This window comes from Lysinibacillus sp. NPDC094403 (assembly GCF_050278745.1).
Classification (GTDB): domain Bacteria; phylum Bacillota; class Bacilli; order Bacillales_A; family Planococcaceae; genus Lysinibacillus.
The window spans coordinates 1-18,159 of the sequence record NZ_JBNNTL010000008.1 but is presented as its reverse complement, the minus strand read 5'-3'; the positions used below and the strand labels follow the sequence as shown (position 1 = coordinate 18,159).

Annotated in this window: 21 protein-coding genes and 2 pseudogenes; 4 read left to right on the top strand and 19 right to left on the bottom strand. The window is 37.6% G+C overall.

Annotation, left to right across the window (positions count from 1 at the left end; all coding sequences use genetic code 11):
* Positions 1–141: 141 nt before the first annotated feature.
* Entirely contained in the window at positions 142–291 is a 150-nt protein-coding gene (rpmG, locus tag ACQKMV_RS13690) for a 50S ribosomal protein L33 (RefSeq protein WP_427504595.1), read from the top strand.
* Positions 292–527: 236 nt separating this feature from the next.
* On the opposite strand, the gene ACQKMV_RS13685 is transcribed toward rpmG, so the two are convergent.
* The 13 genes from ACQKMV_RS13685 to ACQKMV_RS13625 all read right to left on the bottom strand — a co-directional run bounded on the left by ACQKMV_RS13685 (position 528) and on the right by ACQKMV_RS13625 (position 10,823).
* Positions 528–1,040 carry a YfiT family bacillithiol transferase gene (locus ACQKMV_RS13685; RefSeq protein WP_427504593.1) on the bottom strand — a complete coding sequence of 171 codons (513 nt, stop codon included), beginning with the start codon at positions 1,038–1,040 and terminating at the stop codon, positions 528–530.
* 150 nt (positions 1,041–1,190) lie between these two features.
* Positions 1,191–1,676: a hypothetical protein gene (locus tag ACQKMV_RS13680; protein ID WP_427504592.1), complete on the bottom strand. Its 486-nt coding sequence runs from the start codon at positions 1,674–1,676 to the stop codon at positions 1,191–1,193.
* Positions 1,677–1,768: 92 nt separating this feature from the next.
* Positions 1,769–2,413 (bottom strand): hypothetical protein, encoded by a 645-nt coding sequence (locus tag ACQKMV_RS13675; RefSeq protein WP_427504591.1) that lies wholly within the window; start codon positions 2,411–2,413, stop codon positions 1,769–1,771.
* A 13-nt stretch (positions 2,414–2,426) separates the two neighbouring features.
* The gene (locus tag ACQKMV_RS13670; protein ID WP_427504589.1) at positions 2,427–2,555 is read right to left on the bottom strand and encodes a hypothetical protein; all 129 of its coding nucleotides are present in this window, start codon (positions 2,553–2,555) and stop codon (positions 2,427–2,429) included.
* Positions 2,556–3,097: 542 nt separating this feature from the next.
* On the bottom strand, positions 3,098–3,877 hold the full coding sequence (locus ACQKMV_RS13665; protein ID WP_427504587.1) for an alpha/beta hydrolase: 780 nt from the start codon (positions 3,875–3,877) through the stop codon (positions 3,098–3,100).
* Entirely contained in the window at positions 3,874–4,656 is a 783-nt protein-coding gene (locus ACQKMV_RS13660; protein WP_427504765.1) for an ABC transporter ATP-binding protein, read from the bottom strand. Before ACQKMV_RS13660 ends, ACQKMV_RS13665 begins: the two co-directional genes overlap by 4 nt.
* 29 nt (positions 4,657–4,685) lie before the next feature.
* A complete protein-coding gene (locus ACQKMV_RS13655) occupies positions 4,686–5,687 on the bottom strand; it encodes a FecCD family ABC transporter permease (protein ID WP_427504763.1) in 1,002 nt (333 codons plus the stop codon).
* Positions 5,688–5,709: 22 nt separating this feature from the next.
* On the bottom strand, positions 5,710–6,717 hold the full coding sequence (locus ACQKMV_RS13650) for a FecCD family ABC transporter permease (protein WP_427504586.1): 1,008 nt from the start codon (positions 6,715–6,717) through the stop codon (positions 5,710–5,712).
* 90 nt (positions 6,718–6,807) lie between these two features.
* A complete protein-coding gene (locus ACQKMV_RS13645) occupies positions 6,808–7,791 on the bottom strand; it encodes an ABC transporter substrate-binding protein (protein ID WP_427504585.1) in 984 nt (327 codons plus the stop codon).
* Between the two features lie 277 nt (positions 7,792–8,068).
* Positions 8,069–8,899: a helix-turn-helix domain-containing protein gene (locus ACQKMV_RS13640; protein ID WP_427504584.1), complete on the bottom strand. Its 831-nt coding sequence runs from the start codon at positions 8,897–8,899 to the stop codon at positions 8,069–8,071.
* Positions 8,881–9,375 carry a DinB family protein gene (locus ACQKMV_RS13635; protein WP_427504583.1) on the bottom strand — a complete coding sequence of 165 codons (495 nt, stop codon included), beginning with the start codon at positions 9,373–9,375 and terminating at the stop codon, positions 8,881–8,883. Before ACQKMV_RS13635 ends, ACQKMV_RS13640 begins: the two co-directional genes overlap by 19 nt.
* 24 nt (positions 9,376–9,399) lie before the next feature.
* Positions 9,400–9,909 (bottom strand): nucleotidyltransferase family protein, encoded by a 510-nt coding sequence (locus tag ACQKMV_RS13630; RefSeq protein ID WP_427504581.1) that lies wholly within the window; start codon positions 9,907–9,909, stop codon positions 9,400–9,402.
* Positions 9,910–10,007: 98 nt separating this feature from the next.
* Positions 10,008–10,823: an alpha/beta fold hydrolase gene (locus ACQKMV_RS13625; protein WP_427504580.1), complete on the bottom strand. Its 816-nt coding sequence runs from the start codon at positions 10,821–10,823 to the stop codon at positions 10,008–10,010.
* Between the two features lie 264 nt (positions 10,824–11,087).
* On the opposite strand from ACQKMV_RS13625, the gene ACQKMV_RS13620 reads away from it, so the two are divergent.
* Positions 11,088–11,879 (top strand): sulfite exporter TauE/SafE family protein, encoded by a 792-nt coding sequence (locus ACQKMV_RS13620; protein WP_427504578.1) that lies wholly within the window; start codon positions 11,088–11,090, stop codon positions 11,877–11,879.
* Here the strand turns inward: ACQKMV_RS13620 and ACQKMV_RS13615 are convergent.
* Positions 11,876–12,234, bottom strand: a pseudogene (locus ACQKMV_RS13615) (YybH family protein). The gene ACQKMV_RS13620 and the pseudogene ACQKMV_RS13615 sit on opposite strands and share 4 nt — an antisense overlap.
* Positions 12,235–12,456: 222 nt before the next feature.
* Between ACQKMV_RS13615 and ACQKMV_RS13610 the strand changes: the two are divergent.
* Positions 12,457–12,948, top strand: coding sequence for an SRPBCC family protein (locus ACQKMV_RS13610; protein ID WP_427504577.1), 492 nt, complete (start codon positions 12,457–12,459; stop codon positions 12,946–12,948).
* Positions 12,949–13,138: 190 nt separating this feature from the next.
* Here ACQKMV_RS13610 and ACQKMV_RS13605 read toward each other — a convergent pair whose 3' ends face one another.
* From ACQKMV_RS13605 to ACQKMV_RS13595, 3 genes are all read right to left on the bottom strand, one after another.
* A complete protein-coding gene (locus ACQKMV_RS13605) occupies positions 13,139–13,933 on the bottom strand; it encodes a hypothetical protein (RefSeq protein ID WP_427504576.1) in 795 nt (264 codons plus the stop codon).
* Positions 13,934–14,052: 119 nt separating this feature from the next.
* Positions 14,053–15,684 (bottom strand): ribosomal protection-like ABC-F family protein, encoded by a 1,632-nt coding sequence (gene abc-f, locus ACQKMV_RS13600; protein WP_427504574.1) that lies wholly within the window; start codon positions 15,682–15,684, stop codon positions 14,053–14,055.
* A gap of 544 nt (positions 15,685–16,228) precedes the next feature.
* Complete coding sequence (locus tag ACQKMV_RS13595; protein ID WP_427504572.1) at positions 16,229–16,621, bottom strand: hypothetical protein; 393 nt, start codon at positions 16,619–16,621, stop codon at positions 16,229–16,231.
* A gap of 161 nt (positions 16,622–16,782) precedes the next feature.
* On the opposite strand from ACQKMV_RS13595, the gene ACQKMV_RS13590 reads away from it, so the two are divergent.
* Entirely contained in the window at positions 16,783–17,061 is a 279-nt protein-coding gene (locus tag ACQKMV_RS13590) for a hypothetical protein (RefSeq protein WP_427504571.1), read from the top strand.
* A gap of 81 nt (positions 17,062–17,142) precedes the next feature.
* Here the strand turns inward: ACQKMV_RS13590 and ACQKMV_RS13585 are convergent.
* Positions 17,143–17,430 (bottom strand): annotated as a pseudogene (locus ACQKMV_RS13585) (DNA-deoxyinosine glycosylase); the annotation flags it as partial.
* Positions 17,431–17,636: 206 nt separating this feature from the next.
* On the bottom strand, positions 17,637–18,159 hold a 523-nt coding region (locus ACQKMV_RS13580; protein WP_427504570.1), incomplete at its 5' end, for an RNA-guided endonuclease InsQ/TnpB family protein.

The following is an 18,159-nucleotide window of genomic DNA, read 5'->3' as shown; positions in this document are numbered from 1 at the left end:
ACTATTTATAGTTTGTAATTAAAACATAGAAATCTACAAAATGCAATGCTAAAAACTTTGCGGAAATATGATATTGACATATTTCATTAAAAATAATAATGTGTAAAGAGTAATGATTACTATTTAAAAGGAGGTTATTTTATGCGTGTACAAGTGACATTAGCCTGTACAGAAACAGGTGATAAAAACTATATCACTAAAAAAAATAAACGAACTAATCCAGAAAGGCTGGAGCTTAAGAAATATTCCCCGCGCTTAAAAAGAGTTACATTGCACAGAGAAACGAAATAATATCAAGGCAAGATATGATTGCTCTACAATTATGTAGAATCCTCTAATAACATAAAAATGGCTGTTTCAAAAGTCCTATTCTTACTTTTGGAACAGCCTTCAACAACATTTATCAGTATTAATTTCTATAGTTAGCTCGTTCAATTTGTGGTCCAAATCATCAAGCAAGCATAAATTATGATTCAACTACTTTTCAAAATCCATTGATTGAGCCAATACCTTATTTACTTGGGCATCTATTTCGCTAAAGCATTTTTAATATGTGCAAGATGATGCTTTCCGTGCCAAGCATATAATGCTAGAGCTTTTTCAAGTGTCATTAATCCTGAATCCGGATGATTAAACGCTCGTTGTAATTGCTCTTCTGTTAAGCTTGTTAGCAAATACACCCAACGTTCATGTAAGCTCTCAATCATTTTATAAGATGTTGAGGCAGGCATTTCTGAATCGGGAAGCTTTGCCCATTCTTCCTCATTGTAAGGCTTAATCGTTGGAATATCCTCCGTCAAAGCTAGCTTAAAACGGATATAGCTATTCATATGACTATCTGAAATGTGATGGACAAGCTGCGTAATCGTCCAGCCATTTTCTCGGTAGGATTTTGTTAATGCTTGTTCACTTGCTCTATCAAGCGCCTCTGCTAGTTGTTTCGGTAATAGACGAATATCCTCAATCCATTCCTTTACTTGCTGTGCTGTAACTACCTCCGGAAATTGAAATTGTCCAATTGGATACCGTGAATCGGTCATGTAACTCTCCTCCGTTTCTATTTACTACTTTTCATATTAACAATTTTATATTTTCCATGCCATTTCCTTTAATTATTTTAATTAAAACCCTCATTTTGCAAGAATTTTAGCTTACAAAACGAGGGTCACATTATGTGAAATATTAACTTTCTATTCATGAATATCATAGATTAACGTATCAAAATAGCTCCCATTCGTATAAAGTAAAATTGCCCATTCTCCAGGTTTCGGGATTTTCACATTTGAAGGTGCATGTGCATCTGCACCATTAACAGGTCCACCAAGTCCTATGCTCCAACCATCTACTAAAATAGGGTGTATTGTTTTAGAATCTTTATGATACCCGACAATTGTTAACTTTGTATCACGACCTTCTTCAATCCCCCAAAGATGCCACATCCACTTTTGAGTACTTAAACTTGGCATATCGGCACCAATAACACCTGATTTATTGGTATTACCGAGGATACCTCTATCCCCGAACTCTACTGCCTTTTTGTCCCAATCAATGGATTTAAGATCACTTTCTTGCACAAAATCCGGTAAATCATCCGGCAGAACAACCGCTTTCTCATTTTTTGTACATCCTACTAACAAAAACAACAACACTGTTACCATAAGTACCCGTCGCCTCATTACTACACTCCCTACAAGTCATAGTTATTTCCTATGAAACGAATGTATCGCACAAATTGTTACAGAGTATTCCGAAAACTACGCACGAGCTATTATTCTATAGATCTCATCACAGATTTAACTAACGACTTTAACGGATGAGCAATCGTTAAAGCTGACTCTTTTTCGAATTGCCGTGCAGCCTCAACCATTGAAAGCTGTGCAACCGAAATATGCTGCTGTTCCCCCGCTACATCATGAAGAGTTTGTACAATAGCGTTATTATATGCATCCCTTCTTCCCTGCATAATCAGTTCAAACGTATTGTCGATAACTATTATTTTAGTATTAATGGATTTTTCATGTAATAAAGCGTATTGCTGAAGTCTGTTCATCGTACCTTCAACAGTTTCAGGATTAGTAAAAAGAATCGTTTGAGGCTGTTTTTCTTCACATATTGTTTCAAAGAAGGGCTCATCTATTTTAATAATTGGAATAGAAAGTTCTAGCTGTTCTTCCTCTAACAATGCAATATAATTAGTGCACGTTATTAAAATAGCATCCATATTACAACCTTCCATCCATTCGAGTTGCTCTTTCACCTTAGAGGCTAACCTATCAGTCCCTTTTGAAACTTGCTGTATAAGACCTGGATCCACAAAATGGACTAGTTCTACATTCTCAATGTTTTGAAATGCCTGTTCTATATACTCAATATTTGAATGATGTGCATGTAAACAACCAAGCTTTTTCCTCAAGAGCTGTCCCCCCCTAATTCGTAAGCTGTTTCTCCATTGTCGCTACAGAAAGAGAGAAACCGTTACGATTTTCTTCCTTATCCTCTTTTGTGACAACATAGCCTAATGAGCGATATAACTCAATATTTCTTGGTACGCTCATACGTACTTTACATTCGCTAATTGTTTTTCCGCTAAGTATAAATCTTAACATTGCAACTGGTTGTTCATCGATACACCCGATAAAGGCATGCTCTCCTTTTTCAAATAATAGCTCATCACCATAACGTGTGGTTGATTTCCGTTCCGACTGGGCGCTTCGTTGTTGCCGCTACGTTAGCACTACGCTTTCGCACAGAGCAAAGCTTCCTGGGGGCGTCCGATGAGCCGCTTCGTTGTTGCTGTCGCTACACTTTCGCACAGATAAAACATTTGCTGTCGCTACGTTAGCACTACGCTTTCGCACAGAAAACATCCGCTTCGCTGCAGAGTCTCATCTGTGACGCTAATCCCCAAGGAGTCGCCCAGTCTCCACTCCAATCAACTTATAAATTGCATACGTTTTAAGAAATGACGTCCACAACTTTTGGTAATGAGCCAAAATAAAGTTCAATTGTCAACACTCCCTTTAATTTAAAATACAATACAATGCATTTTTAATCAAAAATAAACCGCATCATCACAAGATACTGCGGTTACTACTATTTATTTTTTGTTCACAAAACGAATTGCTCTACTCATAACCGTTGGAACGATTGAAGCATGATTTTCCTCCAACGCTTCATAAAAAGCAATATCCATAATTTTCTCTAAATCGCCGGCAATCTGTTGTGCATCATCAACCATAAAGGTTTCCAGTTCCCCCACCCCTATGAATAATTTTTCATATGCATATGGACGCTCTTTTATAAATGTTGAAGCATACTTTAATAATTCATGCTCATTCCACCAAATAGAAGGGCTAATCGCTATATAACGTTGGAAGCTTGCTTGATGATGGAATAATTGCCACAGTACAAAATAACCTGCTAATGAATGCCCAAACAGTGCTTCATGCTGCATATTTACAGGGAATTGAGCCTGAATACTTGGCTTTATTTCTTCCTCTAAAAATCTACTAAAGTTCTCTGCTCCTCCATGTTTCTCGTGGCCCTTACCTTTAAATCTTGCAGGATAAATATACGTTTCTGCTTGTCCTGTAAAATCATAAAATCGTCGTTCATGCATGTTAGCACCATGCCCAATGCCAACAACAACGGCTGGTAAGACTCCTGTTTTAGCTGCATTACGACTTTGTAGGCGAACCGCTTCCTTTACAAGATGAAAATAAGAAGAGCCATCTAATACGTATAAAACTGGAAAACCTCCTTCTGGTACTTCTCCATTCGGTACATAGATATTTACCGTATACGTATAATCTGTAAACTTCGAAGTAATTTGCTGCGTCACATAGTCAAGTGCTTTCACGATTTTCTCCTCAATCATTTATCCTTCTCCTTCATAACATCATAGCCATAGCATACGGGTGTTTTCGTAACAGGATCTTCCATAATACGTGCATTAATATTGAATACTTCTCGCATCACATCTGCGCATAAAATTTCCTGAGGTGTTCCCGTTTTCATCACAACTCCCTGTCGCATCGCAATTAAATGATCGGAATATCGTGCCGCGTGATTAATGTCGTGCAATACCATAACAATCGTACAACTATGCTGCGCGTTCAGGTTTTTCACAATTTCTAATACCTCTAACTGATGCGCCATATCTAAATAAGTTGTCGGTTCGTCTAATAACAAAATATTTGTCTCTTGCGCTAAGGCCATTGCAAGCCATACACGCTGGCGCTGCCCCCCTGAAAGCTGTCCAAGCTCGCGATTGCGATAGTCATTTGTATTAGTAACAGTTAAAGCCCATTCAATCATTTTCTCATCCTTTTTCGTTAGGCGATTAACATTATTACGATGTGGATAACGACCATAAGCAATAAGCTCCTCAACCTTTAACTGACCTGGGGCAATTGGCGTCTGGGACAAGATAGCAAGCTTTTTCGCAATTTCCTTCGTCGATAAATTTTGCATGTTTTGATCCTGTAAATAAACCGTGCCCTGCTGCTTTTTTAATATACGACCAATTGTTTTTAACAATGTAGATTTCCCACATCCATTGGGACCTATAATGGTCGTAACCTTTCCTTCTTCTATTGTTAAATTCAAGCCTTCAAACACACGAACCTGCTCATAGCCAGAAGATAAATTTTCCATTCTAAATGCACTTTGCACACTTTTTCCTCCTATGCCTTCGATTTCACTAGTAAATATAAGAAGTACGGAATCCCAATAATCGAGACAACAATACCAACTGCCAGCTCAGAAGGCGCAAATACTGTTTTCCCTATAAAATCAGCTAAAATAAGCAATCCCGCGCCTATCAACGCACTTACTGGCATGACGTAACGATGTTGTATACCAACAAGCTGTTTAGCGATATGTGGTGCCATTAATCCAATAAAACCGATACTGCCCGATACCGATACACAGGCACTGACTAAACCGACGCTTGCCAATAACAGCTTCATTTTTTCTTTTTCTACCGCTATCCCTAAGCTAGTAATACTATCCTCTTCCAATTGAAAATAATCGAGCAAATATGATTTCCGATAAACATAAAAACCCAATAAAATAAGCCACGGCAGCATAGTCACAACAAAGATCCAGTTTGCATTATAAATAGAGCCTGCCATCCAAACAGCTGCAGCTTCATAATCCTGGGCATTCATTTTCAATGATAAAAACAGTGATAATGCCCCAAACCCACTATTAATCGCAATCCCCGTTAAAATTAGCCGTTGCATATCTAAATGGCCATTTTTTCGGGCAAATGAGAAAATCAACACAGCGGCCATCGCACCACCGACAAATCCAAAAATAGGCATCATTAAGATGGATAACCAGCTACTCATATCTGCAGATGTGAGACGTAATTGAAAGAAAAACATAAATATAACCACTGCTGCACCAGCTCCAGCATTGATCCCTAAAATCCCCGGGTCTGCTAGGCCATTACGTGTAATACCTTGTAGCACAACCCCTGCCATCCCTAGGCCAACACCTACTAAAGCTGCAATGACAATACGTGGTAAACGAAATTCAAAAATGACAAGATCAAATTTTGGATTTGGTTCAATGCGTAGCAATGTTTTTATAACATCCATCACCGACATATCAAAGACACCATTGGTAATATGGAGATAGCCGGTGCCAAAAATAAATAACATAAGTATGGAAACAGTCATAACGAATACACTTGAGGTTTTTTTACGCACGTTGTTCACCTCCGTGTTTACGCACTAAATATAAGAAGAACGGAACACCAACCAAGGCCGTCAATACGCCGATTGGAGTTTCGAATGGATAATTAACAAAGCGACTAAGTACATTGCAGAGCGCTAAGAAAAACGCGCCTACTACAGCTGCACAAGGAATGATAAAGCGGTAATCGACTCCAACAAGGAAACGTGTAATATGAGGAATGACTAACCCTACAAAGGCAATCTTTCCTACAAGTGCAACTGCTGTACCTGTTAAACAAACAACAGCAAGCATACTAATAACTTTCACTGCTTTTGTTTTTTGTCCAAGTCCTATAGCGATATCTTCGCCTAGTGAAGTTATTGTAATAGCCTTAGCTGATAATAGAGCAAGAACTAAACCAATTAATCCAAATGGAATAGCTAGCATGAGCATATCCATATCCACCATATGTACCTTTGTGTTATACCAAACACTTACCGTTTGTGATACTTGGAAATACATCGCAATGGCTGTAGCTATACTGCTTAAAAACGTACCAATGACTGTCCCAATAATGGCTAGTCTTACTGGTGATAAACCATTTCGAATTAAAGAGCCAAAACCAAAGACAATACCTGCTCCTAATGCTGACCCGAGCATTGAAAGTAAAATCATTTGGTAATTAGGAAGCCCTGGGAAAAATACTATTGCTAACGTAATCATAAATGCAGAACCATCATTCACGCCCATTAACGAAGGCGACGCTAAATAATTTCGTGTAATACCTTGCATCACTGCCCCAGCTACTGCTAAAAATGCTCCAACTAGTAACACTGCGGCAATTCTAGGGATGCGTCCTGTTCGTATAATTTGGTGATCCACATTTGAAGGGTCAAATGCAGTAATCGCCTGCCACACTGTAATTGCGCCGATGTCTTTTGTGCCATACATAACAGATACTAATGCCACAATCGCAATTAGGAATGGAGAAGCTGCTACTATTGAAAATGCCACAATGTTTGTTTTTTTCAATTTCCACACCTTTTTCTATATCAATTATGCCTATAAAAGGCTGGTAATAGCCTGGTGATGCCACCAAATCTACTACCAGCCTAACTAAAACTATTTAAGTAATTTTTCAGCGGCAATATCTAAGAATTTCACCTTAGACCATGCAGTACCACCTTGTGCTAAAGGTTCAATTGCATTCACGAAAACCTGTTTATTTTGTGATGCCTTTAGGCTTGCGAAAATCGGATTCTTTTGTAGCTCTTCTAATGCTTTTGGTGCGTCAGCATTTTCTGATTCGTCGAATTGAAGGAAAATAGCATCAGGATTAACCTCTGCTAATGTTTCAAGCGATAGTTCTGCCTGTGCCTTTGCAGTGTTTAAAATCTCCGGTACTGGTGCCCCTAAATCTTCATATAAAACAGGGTTTAAGTAAACGCCCGCTGGATAGATATACATTATGCCCCCACGTACTCGAATAACTAGAACTTGCTTGTCCGCTAATTGCTCTTTAGATTTCACTTGAGAATCGGCAACCTTCGCTTCATAATCAGCAATGATTTTTTTCGCCTCATCTTCTTTACCTGAAAGCTGGGCAAGTAATGTTAAATTCTCCTTCCAATTTGTAGAAATATGTGAATACGGAATCATCGTTTGAATTTTTTTGAGCTTTTCAGCCATTTCCTCAGGGTATTTTGAGGAACCTAAAATAACATCTGGATCAAGTTTAAGAATGACTTCAATATTCGGTGACATTTTATCTCCAACAAGCTCAGCACCTTCTAATTCAGAAGCAAGATATGATGGAATTTTCCCACCGATATCAAGTACACCAACAGGCTTAATACCGAGCATTGCCGCATCCTCCATAGATTCTAAACTTGCTGCTACAATGTTTTTCACTTCTGCAGGAAGTTCATATTTTTCGCCTAAGTATGTAATCGTCTGTGTTTTCGCTTGATTTGTTTGTGTTTCTGTTGCACTAGTTTCTGCGGCATTATTTGTAGATGTATTAGACTCTTCTGCTTTATCCGTTCCACATGCGGCCAAGGATAATGCTAATAGAGCAGGTGCACACATTTTAAAATATTTATTCATAGATATTCTCTCCTAACAAACATAATTATATCGATAATGATAATCATTTTCATTTGTAAGTCAATAGAGTTTAATGATTTAATTGATATTCATTATCATTTACGGATACTATCCTAACAAAGAGAAAACCTGTTGTGAATGGACAATTTCTTGAATCACATGGACTTTTGCCACTTTTAACTTCTTTCATCAGGTGTTCAAACACTTGATGAAAGAAGTTAAAGCCTCCGGCGGATGTCACAAAAAAAAGCTGCTTCTTTTTTAAAGAAACAACTTTTCATACGTATTTAGCTTCCACAATCATTAATTTCCGATAAGCTGTCGGGGACATTCCAGTACATTTTTTAAATACTCGACTGAAGTAAAAGCAATCTACATAACCTACACATTCTGCTATTTCTGCTACTGAAGAATCGTCATATTTTAGTAACTCCTTCGACCGTCCTATGCGATATTCCGTTAAGTAAACGCTAGGATTCATCCCAGTATGCTGTTCAAACAAATAGGCAAACCTCCGACGCTCCACGCCAAACTCTTCAGCAATTTTCGAAACAGAAAGTTGTTTAGCATAGTTCTCATGTATATACTGTAAAGCTTGCTCTATCTGTTCACTAGCTGTATCGAGCACCTTCACTTTTGCCGACATAAGGATGACTTCCAATAGATTCATAAATAGAGTCTTTGCTTTGAATATTGACATATTATCTGGCATTGCTTGACTTTCTATTAACTGCTGTACATAGTCAATAATTTTTGTATGATAGCCTGTATTGATTAAAAAGTGCTGATCTGATAGTGAATATTGAGGTATTTCCTCGGAAGGGATATGATAATGAACAACTGCATACTCCCATTCTTTATCATCAGAAGCTTTAATTTCGATTGGCATTTGTGGCCCTGCATGTACGACCATACCCGGCTCCATTGCATAAGGAATACCGTTAAAGCTAAATATCGCGCTACCGGAAAGCGGGACAACCAGCCCGCATTTCCCTGGAGCTGTAGTTCGGCCTATATCTACTTGGCCTAGTTCCATTTTATTTGTAAAAACATCCGTAAAGCTTACAGATGCATGTGCATAATAATCGATTAATTGCTTGATATCCACTTTATAGCTCCTACATTCTTTAAAACTCTCTGGACTTGTGAAAAATGATGCAGATCATGATCTACTAAACTAGCAAAATAACTGTAAAGTGTTAATTCTGAAACACCTATTGTAAAAGGCTGCTGCCATTGCTTATCCACTATTTGATAAAGTGCATCCATTAGCTGCTGTTTCTGCTTGATAAAATTGGCTATCGTTTCTTCTTTACTTTGTGTACGACTATCCCTTGCTGCACTGGTATTTATCTCTTCTACATCAGGCCCTTTTGGTAAGCTTTCTTCTGTAAAAAGAAACGGTAGACGTTGTTTTAGCACGAATTCATCCCATGGAGTAAGATGACCAATTACCTCTGCTACTGTCCATTTCCCAGGCTCTAAAGGAGTACGCCACTGTTCTTCTGTTATGTTTGCTAAACTTTCCACAAACACGATAGATCTTTCATAATGAGAGATTATTTGATGTTTATCGTGATACAAATTCTTTAGCTCCTTCGCTTCATTTTAGTAGATAATCTGTAGCTTCGGCCAACATAATTCCCACTGCTTGTTACGAACTCTATTCCAATAAACCTCATGCATTGGAGAGCTCTTCTGAAAATATGGTGTGGGGGCTACAATCCCAGAAACTAAGTGCTTGATACCATGTGGTGCAGCTATTTCAAGTATTCCATTAGCAAGCCTCACACCAATAGCTGTTGGGATTTCTGGAAAATGTGCAATTCCATCAATAGATGATTGATATGGCTCACTATTATTTACTACATGCATTCTTGCTTGATTCTTCACAGACCAAGGCTCATTCGGTAAATATTTCTTCAAATCTTGCTCATACTGCTTCTCATAGTTCTCTGAGAGATTAACTTTATCAAAATATATCACATCAATATCGGCTAATGATGTTCTGTATTCTTTTTCATGTAAATAATCCCACACCTTCGAGCGAATAAATCCAGCACATATCCATGAATCAGGTAATTGTAGCTTCTCTACAGTTGCTAAAATGTTCATCATCCATTCATCTGCTGCAATTAAGCTTTTTAGCTCTTCTTCTGTTTTTATCAGTTTCTCTCACCTCTGAATGTGTCATTCCCAATGCTTGCGCTGTTTCCTTATGAATGATTCTCAACCCATGTTCTAATTTTTTTAGCAACATCCTTTGGTACTTCACGAAAAATATCATGACCTGCATCAGCGATTGGTTCAATAGCCAAGTTTTTAATTTTAGTTTGCAAAATTTGAATACTCTTCTTTCTAATAGCTTCTAATTCGCTTGGTTTTGTTGCACGTATCAATAGAGTCGGGCAATGCACCTGTTCTACTACATCTGTGACTGGTTCCGCATAAATACCTTTTATGATGGATTGCCCTGTAAAAGTAGAAATCGTTAGTCTAATTTCTCCATCCTGTTCCTTAACTTGAGCCTTTGATGCTTCTTCAAGCTCTTCCGACCATCGTGAAAGCTCTTCTTTTTCCGATTCAAAAAATACCTCCCATGATGGGAATTTTACTTCATCGCAAAATTTCTCTATACCTTGTAATTCGTCTTCTAATGTCATGCCTAAATCTTGCGATGACAAATAACCACCATCTAACAAGATCAACCCCATTATTTGTTGAGGGTATTTAGCAGCATAATGCAATGCCAAATCAGCTCCAAAAGAATGCCCAATTAAATAATGAGATGTATTACCTAATTGCTGATTTATTATTTTTTCTATCTCTACAATCAAATTGGAAGGAACATAAGCGTTTTCTTCTTCCAAGGTTTTTGCATAGCCGTGTCCAGGTAAATCAAAGGATACGATATGATACTCTGGTAAACGTTTTGCTAGTTCTCCAAATGATAAGCCCGTACTCCCTAGCCCATGTAAAAAGATTAAAGTTGGATTTTGTGAGTCGCCCCATTGATAGATATTTTGTTTCATTGCTACCATCCCCTTTGGTAAATTATTACTTCCATTACTTACAATAATAACTATTTACAGTTCAATTTCAAAGGGGCTAAGCATGACAAATTAGGAGAAGTTGAAGCTTTAAGGGGACTGTATTTTGAGTAGTATTTAAAGTGAAAAGAAAAAAATTCAGTTGCACTTTGTATAAATATCATTTATACAAAACGAAAAATAATATATTAGAATTATAAATTGTTTACCAGTACCCTTTAACTAATAACGTTAAAGGAGCCGTTTATGAAAAAATCTTTTATTTTGATTGTGACCTTTACCATTGTAATGGGACTTTCTTATACAAAGCTTTCACTGACACTCGTCGGTATCGGAATTATTGCTGCTTTTATCGGTACCCTTGCTGGAGGTGCTGGGCTAATTACGATTCCTGCTATGATGCTTGTTGGCATACCTATTCAAACAGGCATTGCTACGAATAAGTTTTCATCGGGCATTGCAGCGTTGTCGAGCATCTTTTATCTTCTTTATCATAAAGAACTTCGTCTTGCTATTATGAAATATGTTGCTGTAGCAATTGTCGGAGGCGTTTGTGGAGCACTCCTAACAGTATCCATCTCAGAAAAAACAATGAATATTATTGCATGTATGCTACTTATCTTTGCCCTATTTATAACGTTGAAAAATAAAGAATGGACTGTTAGCTCAGAAGAAAATGACACTAAACATAGCAATAAATTATGGCAGCCATTTTTAATTGCAGTTTATGATGGTGGCTTTGGACCTGGCTCTTCAACCTTCAGCATACTACATTTTTTACGCCATCATTACTCCTACATAAAGGCTGTACAGCTCACACGCGTACTTATATTCGGGAGCTGTACAGGGGCATTTTTAATATTTTACCAAACGGGCTTTATTCAATGGCATTATGCAATTGCGATGGCAATAGGCTCCATTATCGGCTCTCAGCTCGGACTTCTAATTCTACCGAAAATTCCGATAAAGGCAGCTAAAATACTTTTAATAATTATCATTTCATTACTACTTATTCAAGTAGCAATTAAAATAATTTAACTACTTAAATGTTCATGAATTAACTTCCATTCATTGTTTAAGACCGTAATAATATTCGTTGCTCTCCCGCTACCTGATACAAATTTTCCGTTATGATAGCCTTCATAATGGTATGTATAAATACAGGTAGCTGATTTTTCATCCACCGTAAGCCCTTGGACATCGGTAGCCGAATAAACTTCTTCCCTTATCAAATCCCATGCGTTATTGAAATAAGCACCTATTTCTTCGATGGTCACGCATGTTTTATCCGAAAACCAATACACTGCTTGCGGGTGCAAAATTTCCTTTACGTTATTAAAATCATGGGATTTGTAGCTGTAATATAGCTCTCTAAAGCTTGTTGATATGGCATAGTAATTTCTCCTTTTTTAACTAATATTAATCGGAATTCTACTACCAAAGCAACTAACCATCGTAGAATGCTTGTTCAATAATTTTCGCATCGATGGATCAATAATGTCTGTGTCTGTTACTTCTAAAGTATGGACATTTAAAGAAGAATGAAATAGAAGAAGGCGTGACAAGACTATTTCAAGCAGTTTATGATGAAGAAAAGTAAACAAGGAGGATCCCCATGCTCGCTACTATTCAAAAACAACAAAATAACTATGTCGTAAAATTTAACCGACTACTGTCACATTCAGTTGATGCTGTTTGGGCAGTATTAACGGAAAATGAAAAGCTTCAAAAATGGATGAATAATTTAGAAATCATCGATCTTCGAAAAAACGGCACAATCCATTTTAATATGAATGATGGAACAAATGCTTATAAGGAAATAGCGATTACAGACTATGCTGAGAAGGAAGTTTTCGAATTTGATTGGGGCAAAGATACGATAAGATTTGAACTCTCCCAAACTGGCAATGGCTCCATATTAGTATTACTTGAAACGATTGGTGTGCTAACTGAGCATACGCCTAAAGATTTAGCCGGCTGGCATATATGCTTAAACCTGCTTTCAGATTTATTAAATGGAACTATACATGAAGAATTTCCAATGGAAGAATGGCAGAAATGGTTTGTGGAGTATAAGCAACTTGTGGATGACGTTGAAAAGATTTAAGCATATCACGAATAAAACTCCTAGAGTAGAAATACATACCCTAGGAGTTTTCATAGTGTTGAAAAACAAAATGATAAAGGCTACTCGCTTTCGCGCAAAAAGCATCTGTTGGCCAGAGAACTTGGAGCGAAGCGGGGAAAGCACCCAGCCGGAACGGAAATCAACCCCTCATTTTGCTAAAGAACTTATATTAATGATAAAAAGCTGTAGCAATTTCAAGTGCTTTTAGCGGTTTCTTGATTGAATCAAGCGTATAGACAAGTTTGCCATCCTGCCATACGATTAAATTTCCGGATTCATAAACATCTAAATGGGCAAAACCGTTCTGCTTTGGAATAGGAAGCATATGTGTTTCTAAAAGTTGTACTGCCTGCTTAGCAAGCTTCACACCTGCCTCCGGATTGTCTGTTCTTGTATGTGTCGCTATTGCCCATCTTCCCTCATTCCAACCAGTCCATAAAGAACCAGCACCTGCATCCTGGTAACCTTTAATGTTGAATCCAAGATCAACCTCTTGACCGCCATTTTGACTAAAGTTCTCAAAAGAAATTTGCTTATTTGCTTCGTCAGTACTTTCATATTGTTGCACTGAGAGTCGAGCAATTACTGTCGTTCTATCTGGTTGTTTTAGTTTAATATCATTAATTGGCAAATACTCTTTGCTTTCAAGAAATACTATTTCAACTTGGTTAGCTTCAGCCTTCGTTGTTGCAGTTAAAAATGTACCTTCTGTGATTGGAAGCCCTTTTGGTAAAGTTATCGGTAAATTCGTTTTAAGCTGGTCCTTAATATTTTTTAGTACTCCAGCCTGTGTAATGGATGCTACCGTGTCTTCTTTATTCGTTTTAGGCGATTCTTGTTGATCTTCATGTGATTGATGTTCTTCTTGTGGCTTGTTTGGCACGTTAGGCTTTTCTTCTGTATCAGAGCATGCACTTACTATACTGAAACTTAAAAGCATGCAGGTAAAAAGTATTTTTTTCATAGCATTGGCCCCCTTTATTAAAAGTGATCGGAATGACCTCAAAAGTGATCAGGTTCACTTCAAAGCTGCGTGAGTAAGGTCTCCTTTCTTCCCTATCTAAAATCAACTTAAACTTTTAGTTATTTAAGCTCATTAATTCGCTTCGTCAATTCATTAAACTTTTGATCAAGCATAGCGTAATCTTTATCCTTCACTGTAAGAAAACTAAGTTTACCAAGTATCTCTTGTCTTTCATTTTCAAGCTTTAAACGAAGAGTAGCTTTGTCATCAACTTGAGCAGGCGAGTTATTTCTCCACTTTTTCTCAATACGTTGATTTCTAAGCTCCCACACACTATCTGTTACCTTCTCAAGAAAATATTTATCATGTGAGACAACAAGTAAAGTTCCCTTATATTGTGCTAATGTTTTTTCTAATTGCTCCCTTGAAGGTAGATCAAGGTGATTCGTAGGTTCATCTAAAATAAGCACGTTTTTATCCTCTAAAATGTAAGCCATTAGTTTACATTTTACCCGCTCCCCCATGCTCATTTCGCCTATTGGTGCAGTCCAATGTGCTTGCGTGAAGCCTAGATGCTTCATTAAATTCCGAACCTTCCCTTGCTCCTCAAAATTTTCCTTATTGAAGTATTGCTCAGGCGTCTGATCCAGTGGTAAGTCAAACACTTCTTGCGTTAAATAACCGATATTCCCAGAAGGAGATGTCCAAACCTCTCCTTCTGCCTTTATCTGTCCTAAGAGCACCTTTAATAATGTTGTTTTGCCACTACCATTCGATCCAGTAATGGCAATCTTGTCTCCGAATTGAGCAGTTACGTTTACATCTTTAAATAAAACACGTTGCTCAAAGCACTTCGTTAAATGCTTTGTCTCTAAAAAACGTTTCCCTACCCGTTGTTTTGTATCTAAAGAAAAACGAATCTCTTCTTCAGGTTCTACAGCATCAAACTTAGCCTTTTCTAGCTCCTTCTCTAATCGTTTTTTCTTGGATTTAACCTGTGAGTCCATACGTTTTGCCTTTACTCGATAAAATTCCTTAAAGCCCTCCTGCTTTGTAGACTGGGCATGTGCCTTCTGTGACCAGGATGTTAGCTCCTGCATCTGCGCTTCTATACGTTCGATGTTTTTTTGCTGTTTTTCATAGGCGCGTTGTTGAGTTAGTCTTCTTTGTTCTCTAGCAGCCATATAGCTAGTATAATTACCGCTATGCTCTATGAGTGTCCATTCTTCTAGAGACCAAATTTTTGTTGCAATCTCGTCTAAAAAATAGCGATCATGGGAGACAACAATTATTGCACCATCGTAATTTTTTATTTGTTCGATGAGCAATATGGTGCTTTGCTCATCTAAATGATTCGTAGGTTCATCTAGTAAAAGTAATTGAGCTTTTTGTGCAAAACCATCAGCAAGCCTCATTTTAAGCTTCTCCCCACCACTTAAGGCTGAAAATAACACATCTGGTACTTGCCATTTAGCAAGCAAATCAGCCTCGCTCGCAGTTACCTCCAGCGTATCAAAATGTGCACTCTCCTGTTCCACATAGGCAACTTTAGCAGACTGCACCCAACGTAACTGTCCAGCAGATGGCATTATCGAGCCTGCAATCAACTGCAATAATGTTGATTTACCAGCACCATTTCTACCAATAATGCCAATGACCTCACCTTCCTTTACAGATGCCGTTACATGTTCAAAAATTTTTATATCCTTTACTTCATAATGTAAGTCTTGTAATTTTAAAAGTTCCTTCATAACTCCCATTCCTCTCCATTTGGAGGGACAAAAAAACCCCTCCAATATTTTGGAAGGATTAGTCGCAAAAATATCATACACAAATAAGCTTATGAAGACAGCTTTATTTGTGTTCCATTACTACGCAAGCTACTTCCCCATCTGCTTCTAAATAAAGATGTTCAGATAGAAAATCAAGCACTTGTAAGTATAGTGCAACTTCATATCAACAAAGATTCATCGATACAAGTTGCGCGTTATGGAAAATGGGCAGACTAATCCTATTTTTGATTGAAATAAAATTTCATGCACAAAAAATAAGATTAGTTAATCATTAGCCACCCATCGTCCCTTCATCATTAATTACAGTAATTGTAACACCATTGTCTTTAAAATAAAAACGAAAAAACTGCAAAATAATTCCTCATAACTAACGTTCATACTAATATAAAGTATAGCTATTGAGCACAACGAGGGGGTGATCTCCGTTCCGAATGGGGTATTTCATAGACATAATAGTTTACAACTAAATGAACCATTTAACATGACTTCTTAATATCCTTAATTACCATCTCGAACATTCATACGAGCGAATATTTCTTCTTGCAATGGTTTGGAAGCGCCAACCACTTCTACTACTCCATCGGAACCCTGCAATAAACTCTCTTCCTACAGCAGTTAGGAAGAACCAAAAGCCTGTTCCATTTAACATCCATATATACGTATTCCTGAATAAGCATGATTGAATACCACTTGTACCTACTCCAAAAGGCGGAAGTGATGGCGCAAAGCTAGGCGGTGGACCCAGAGGCATTTGTCCTGCTGGTGGTGGACCGAAACTAGGTTGGCCAAATGAAGGTGGCTGGCCATAACTAGGTGGGCCAAATCCTGGCAGTCCAAATGATGGTTCGAAACCGGGTTCTGGCAGTGGCATTATTTCTTCATATGGATTGTACATGATAAACCCCTCCTTTTTCATAATTCAATATATGTAAAAGGGCTAATAACCGTTGAGCAATTGCCCATTAGCTTTGGGTTCAGTCGGCCTAAACTGCATTCTTATTTTCATGGTTGACACTGTATAATAATAGGATCATTTTCCAATAACTATCCAATGACTTGTCTGTTGCTCAAAATTGGGGCTTTCAAACATTAGCTGATTATACAGCACCATATATCGATTTTATTATGTGGGAAAACTTTTCGTATGATGTAGTCGGAGAAGATGAATGGGCGTTGAATAGGATGCAGCAATTAGTTCAGATTCGAGAAAAATTCGGTACACAGGTGATGACAATCGGCTTTAACGATGAAGAGAAAAGTCGTGCCTTAGCTGAAAAATATCATTATAAATTCTTTTATAACCCGGCAGGATCTTACTACAACACATGGCAGTAATGGTCCTCCCCATCTATAAAATAGTGCTGATAATCCTCTCCGTTAAGTAACATTAAGCGGAGGGGATTTTTTGTAATGTATTCATCTAGGCAAATAGGGTTGCATCACTCGCCAATCCTCAAGCTTTTCTTCAAAAGATTTAATATTTTTACCTGGTATCGGGCTAGTCGAAGGCATTTTTTGATATGCTCGTCCATCTAAAATCCCAAGGCCAATATGCTTTTTAAAAACCTCGAACGCCTTTGCGCCATTAAAAAGCACTAACTCAATATTAGGATAGTGTTCAAAAAGCGTTTTAAAATCATTCGGTTTTTCATTACGAATGGCCGCATCTAAGCTTCCTTTACGCTCGCACGATTCTATTGTATCCGATACGAAAAACATATACATTTCTTAAAAAATGTAAACATCTCTACTGTGACACAACTTATATCTTCCGACTTTCGTATTTGTGTCTTCCTTATTCTCCGAGTCTGGTTTCGCCAAAGCTACTACCATTTAGTATGACTCTCCAAAGGCTTAAATTCCGCAGTATCGTTGCGTACACATCTAAGGTTTAGTGTCAGTTAAATTCCTTAGATTGAGTAATTTGCTAAGTTAATGCTTGCGTTCAAATCTCTATCCAGCTTTAATCCGCAAGAGCAGATAAATAATCTGTCTTTCAGTTTCATATCGGTTTTGATTTGTCCACAACTAGAACAAGTCTTTGATGATGGAAACCATCTGTCAGCTTCAACAAATTCAATTCCATATTTTTCACATTTGTAGTGAATTTGCCGTTTGAATTCATATAGCTTTTGCACGGCTACCGCCTTCGCCAGATGTTTATTTTTCATCAACCCTTTTACATTTAAATGTTCCATGACAATACGAGATGGCTTGGTTTTCACAATCTCATTAGAACATTGATGTAAATGATTTGTTCGGATGTCGCTAAGTCGCTTATATAAATTACGGATTGCAATGTTTTGTTTTTGAATATTTTTCATATTCTTTAAAGGTGTTTTATAGATTGGCTTTCGGTTTTTAGTGTACTCTTTAATGTTGGCTTCGAGCTTACGAGCTAATTTTCGTTGTTCTCGTTTCAACTTTCGCTCT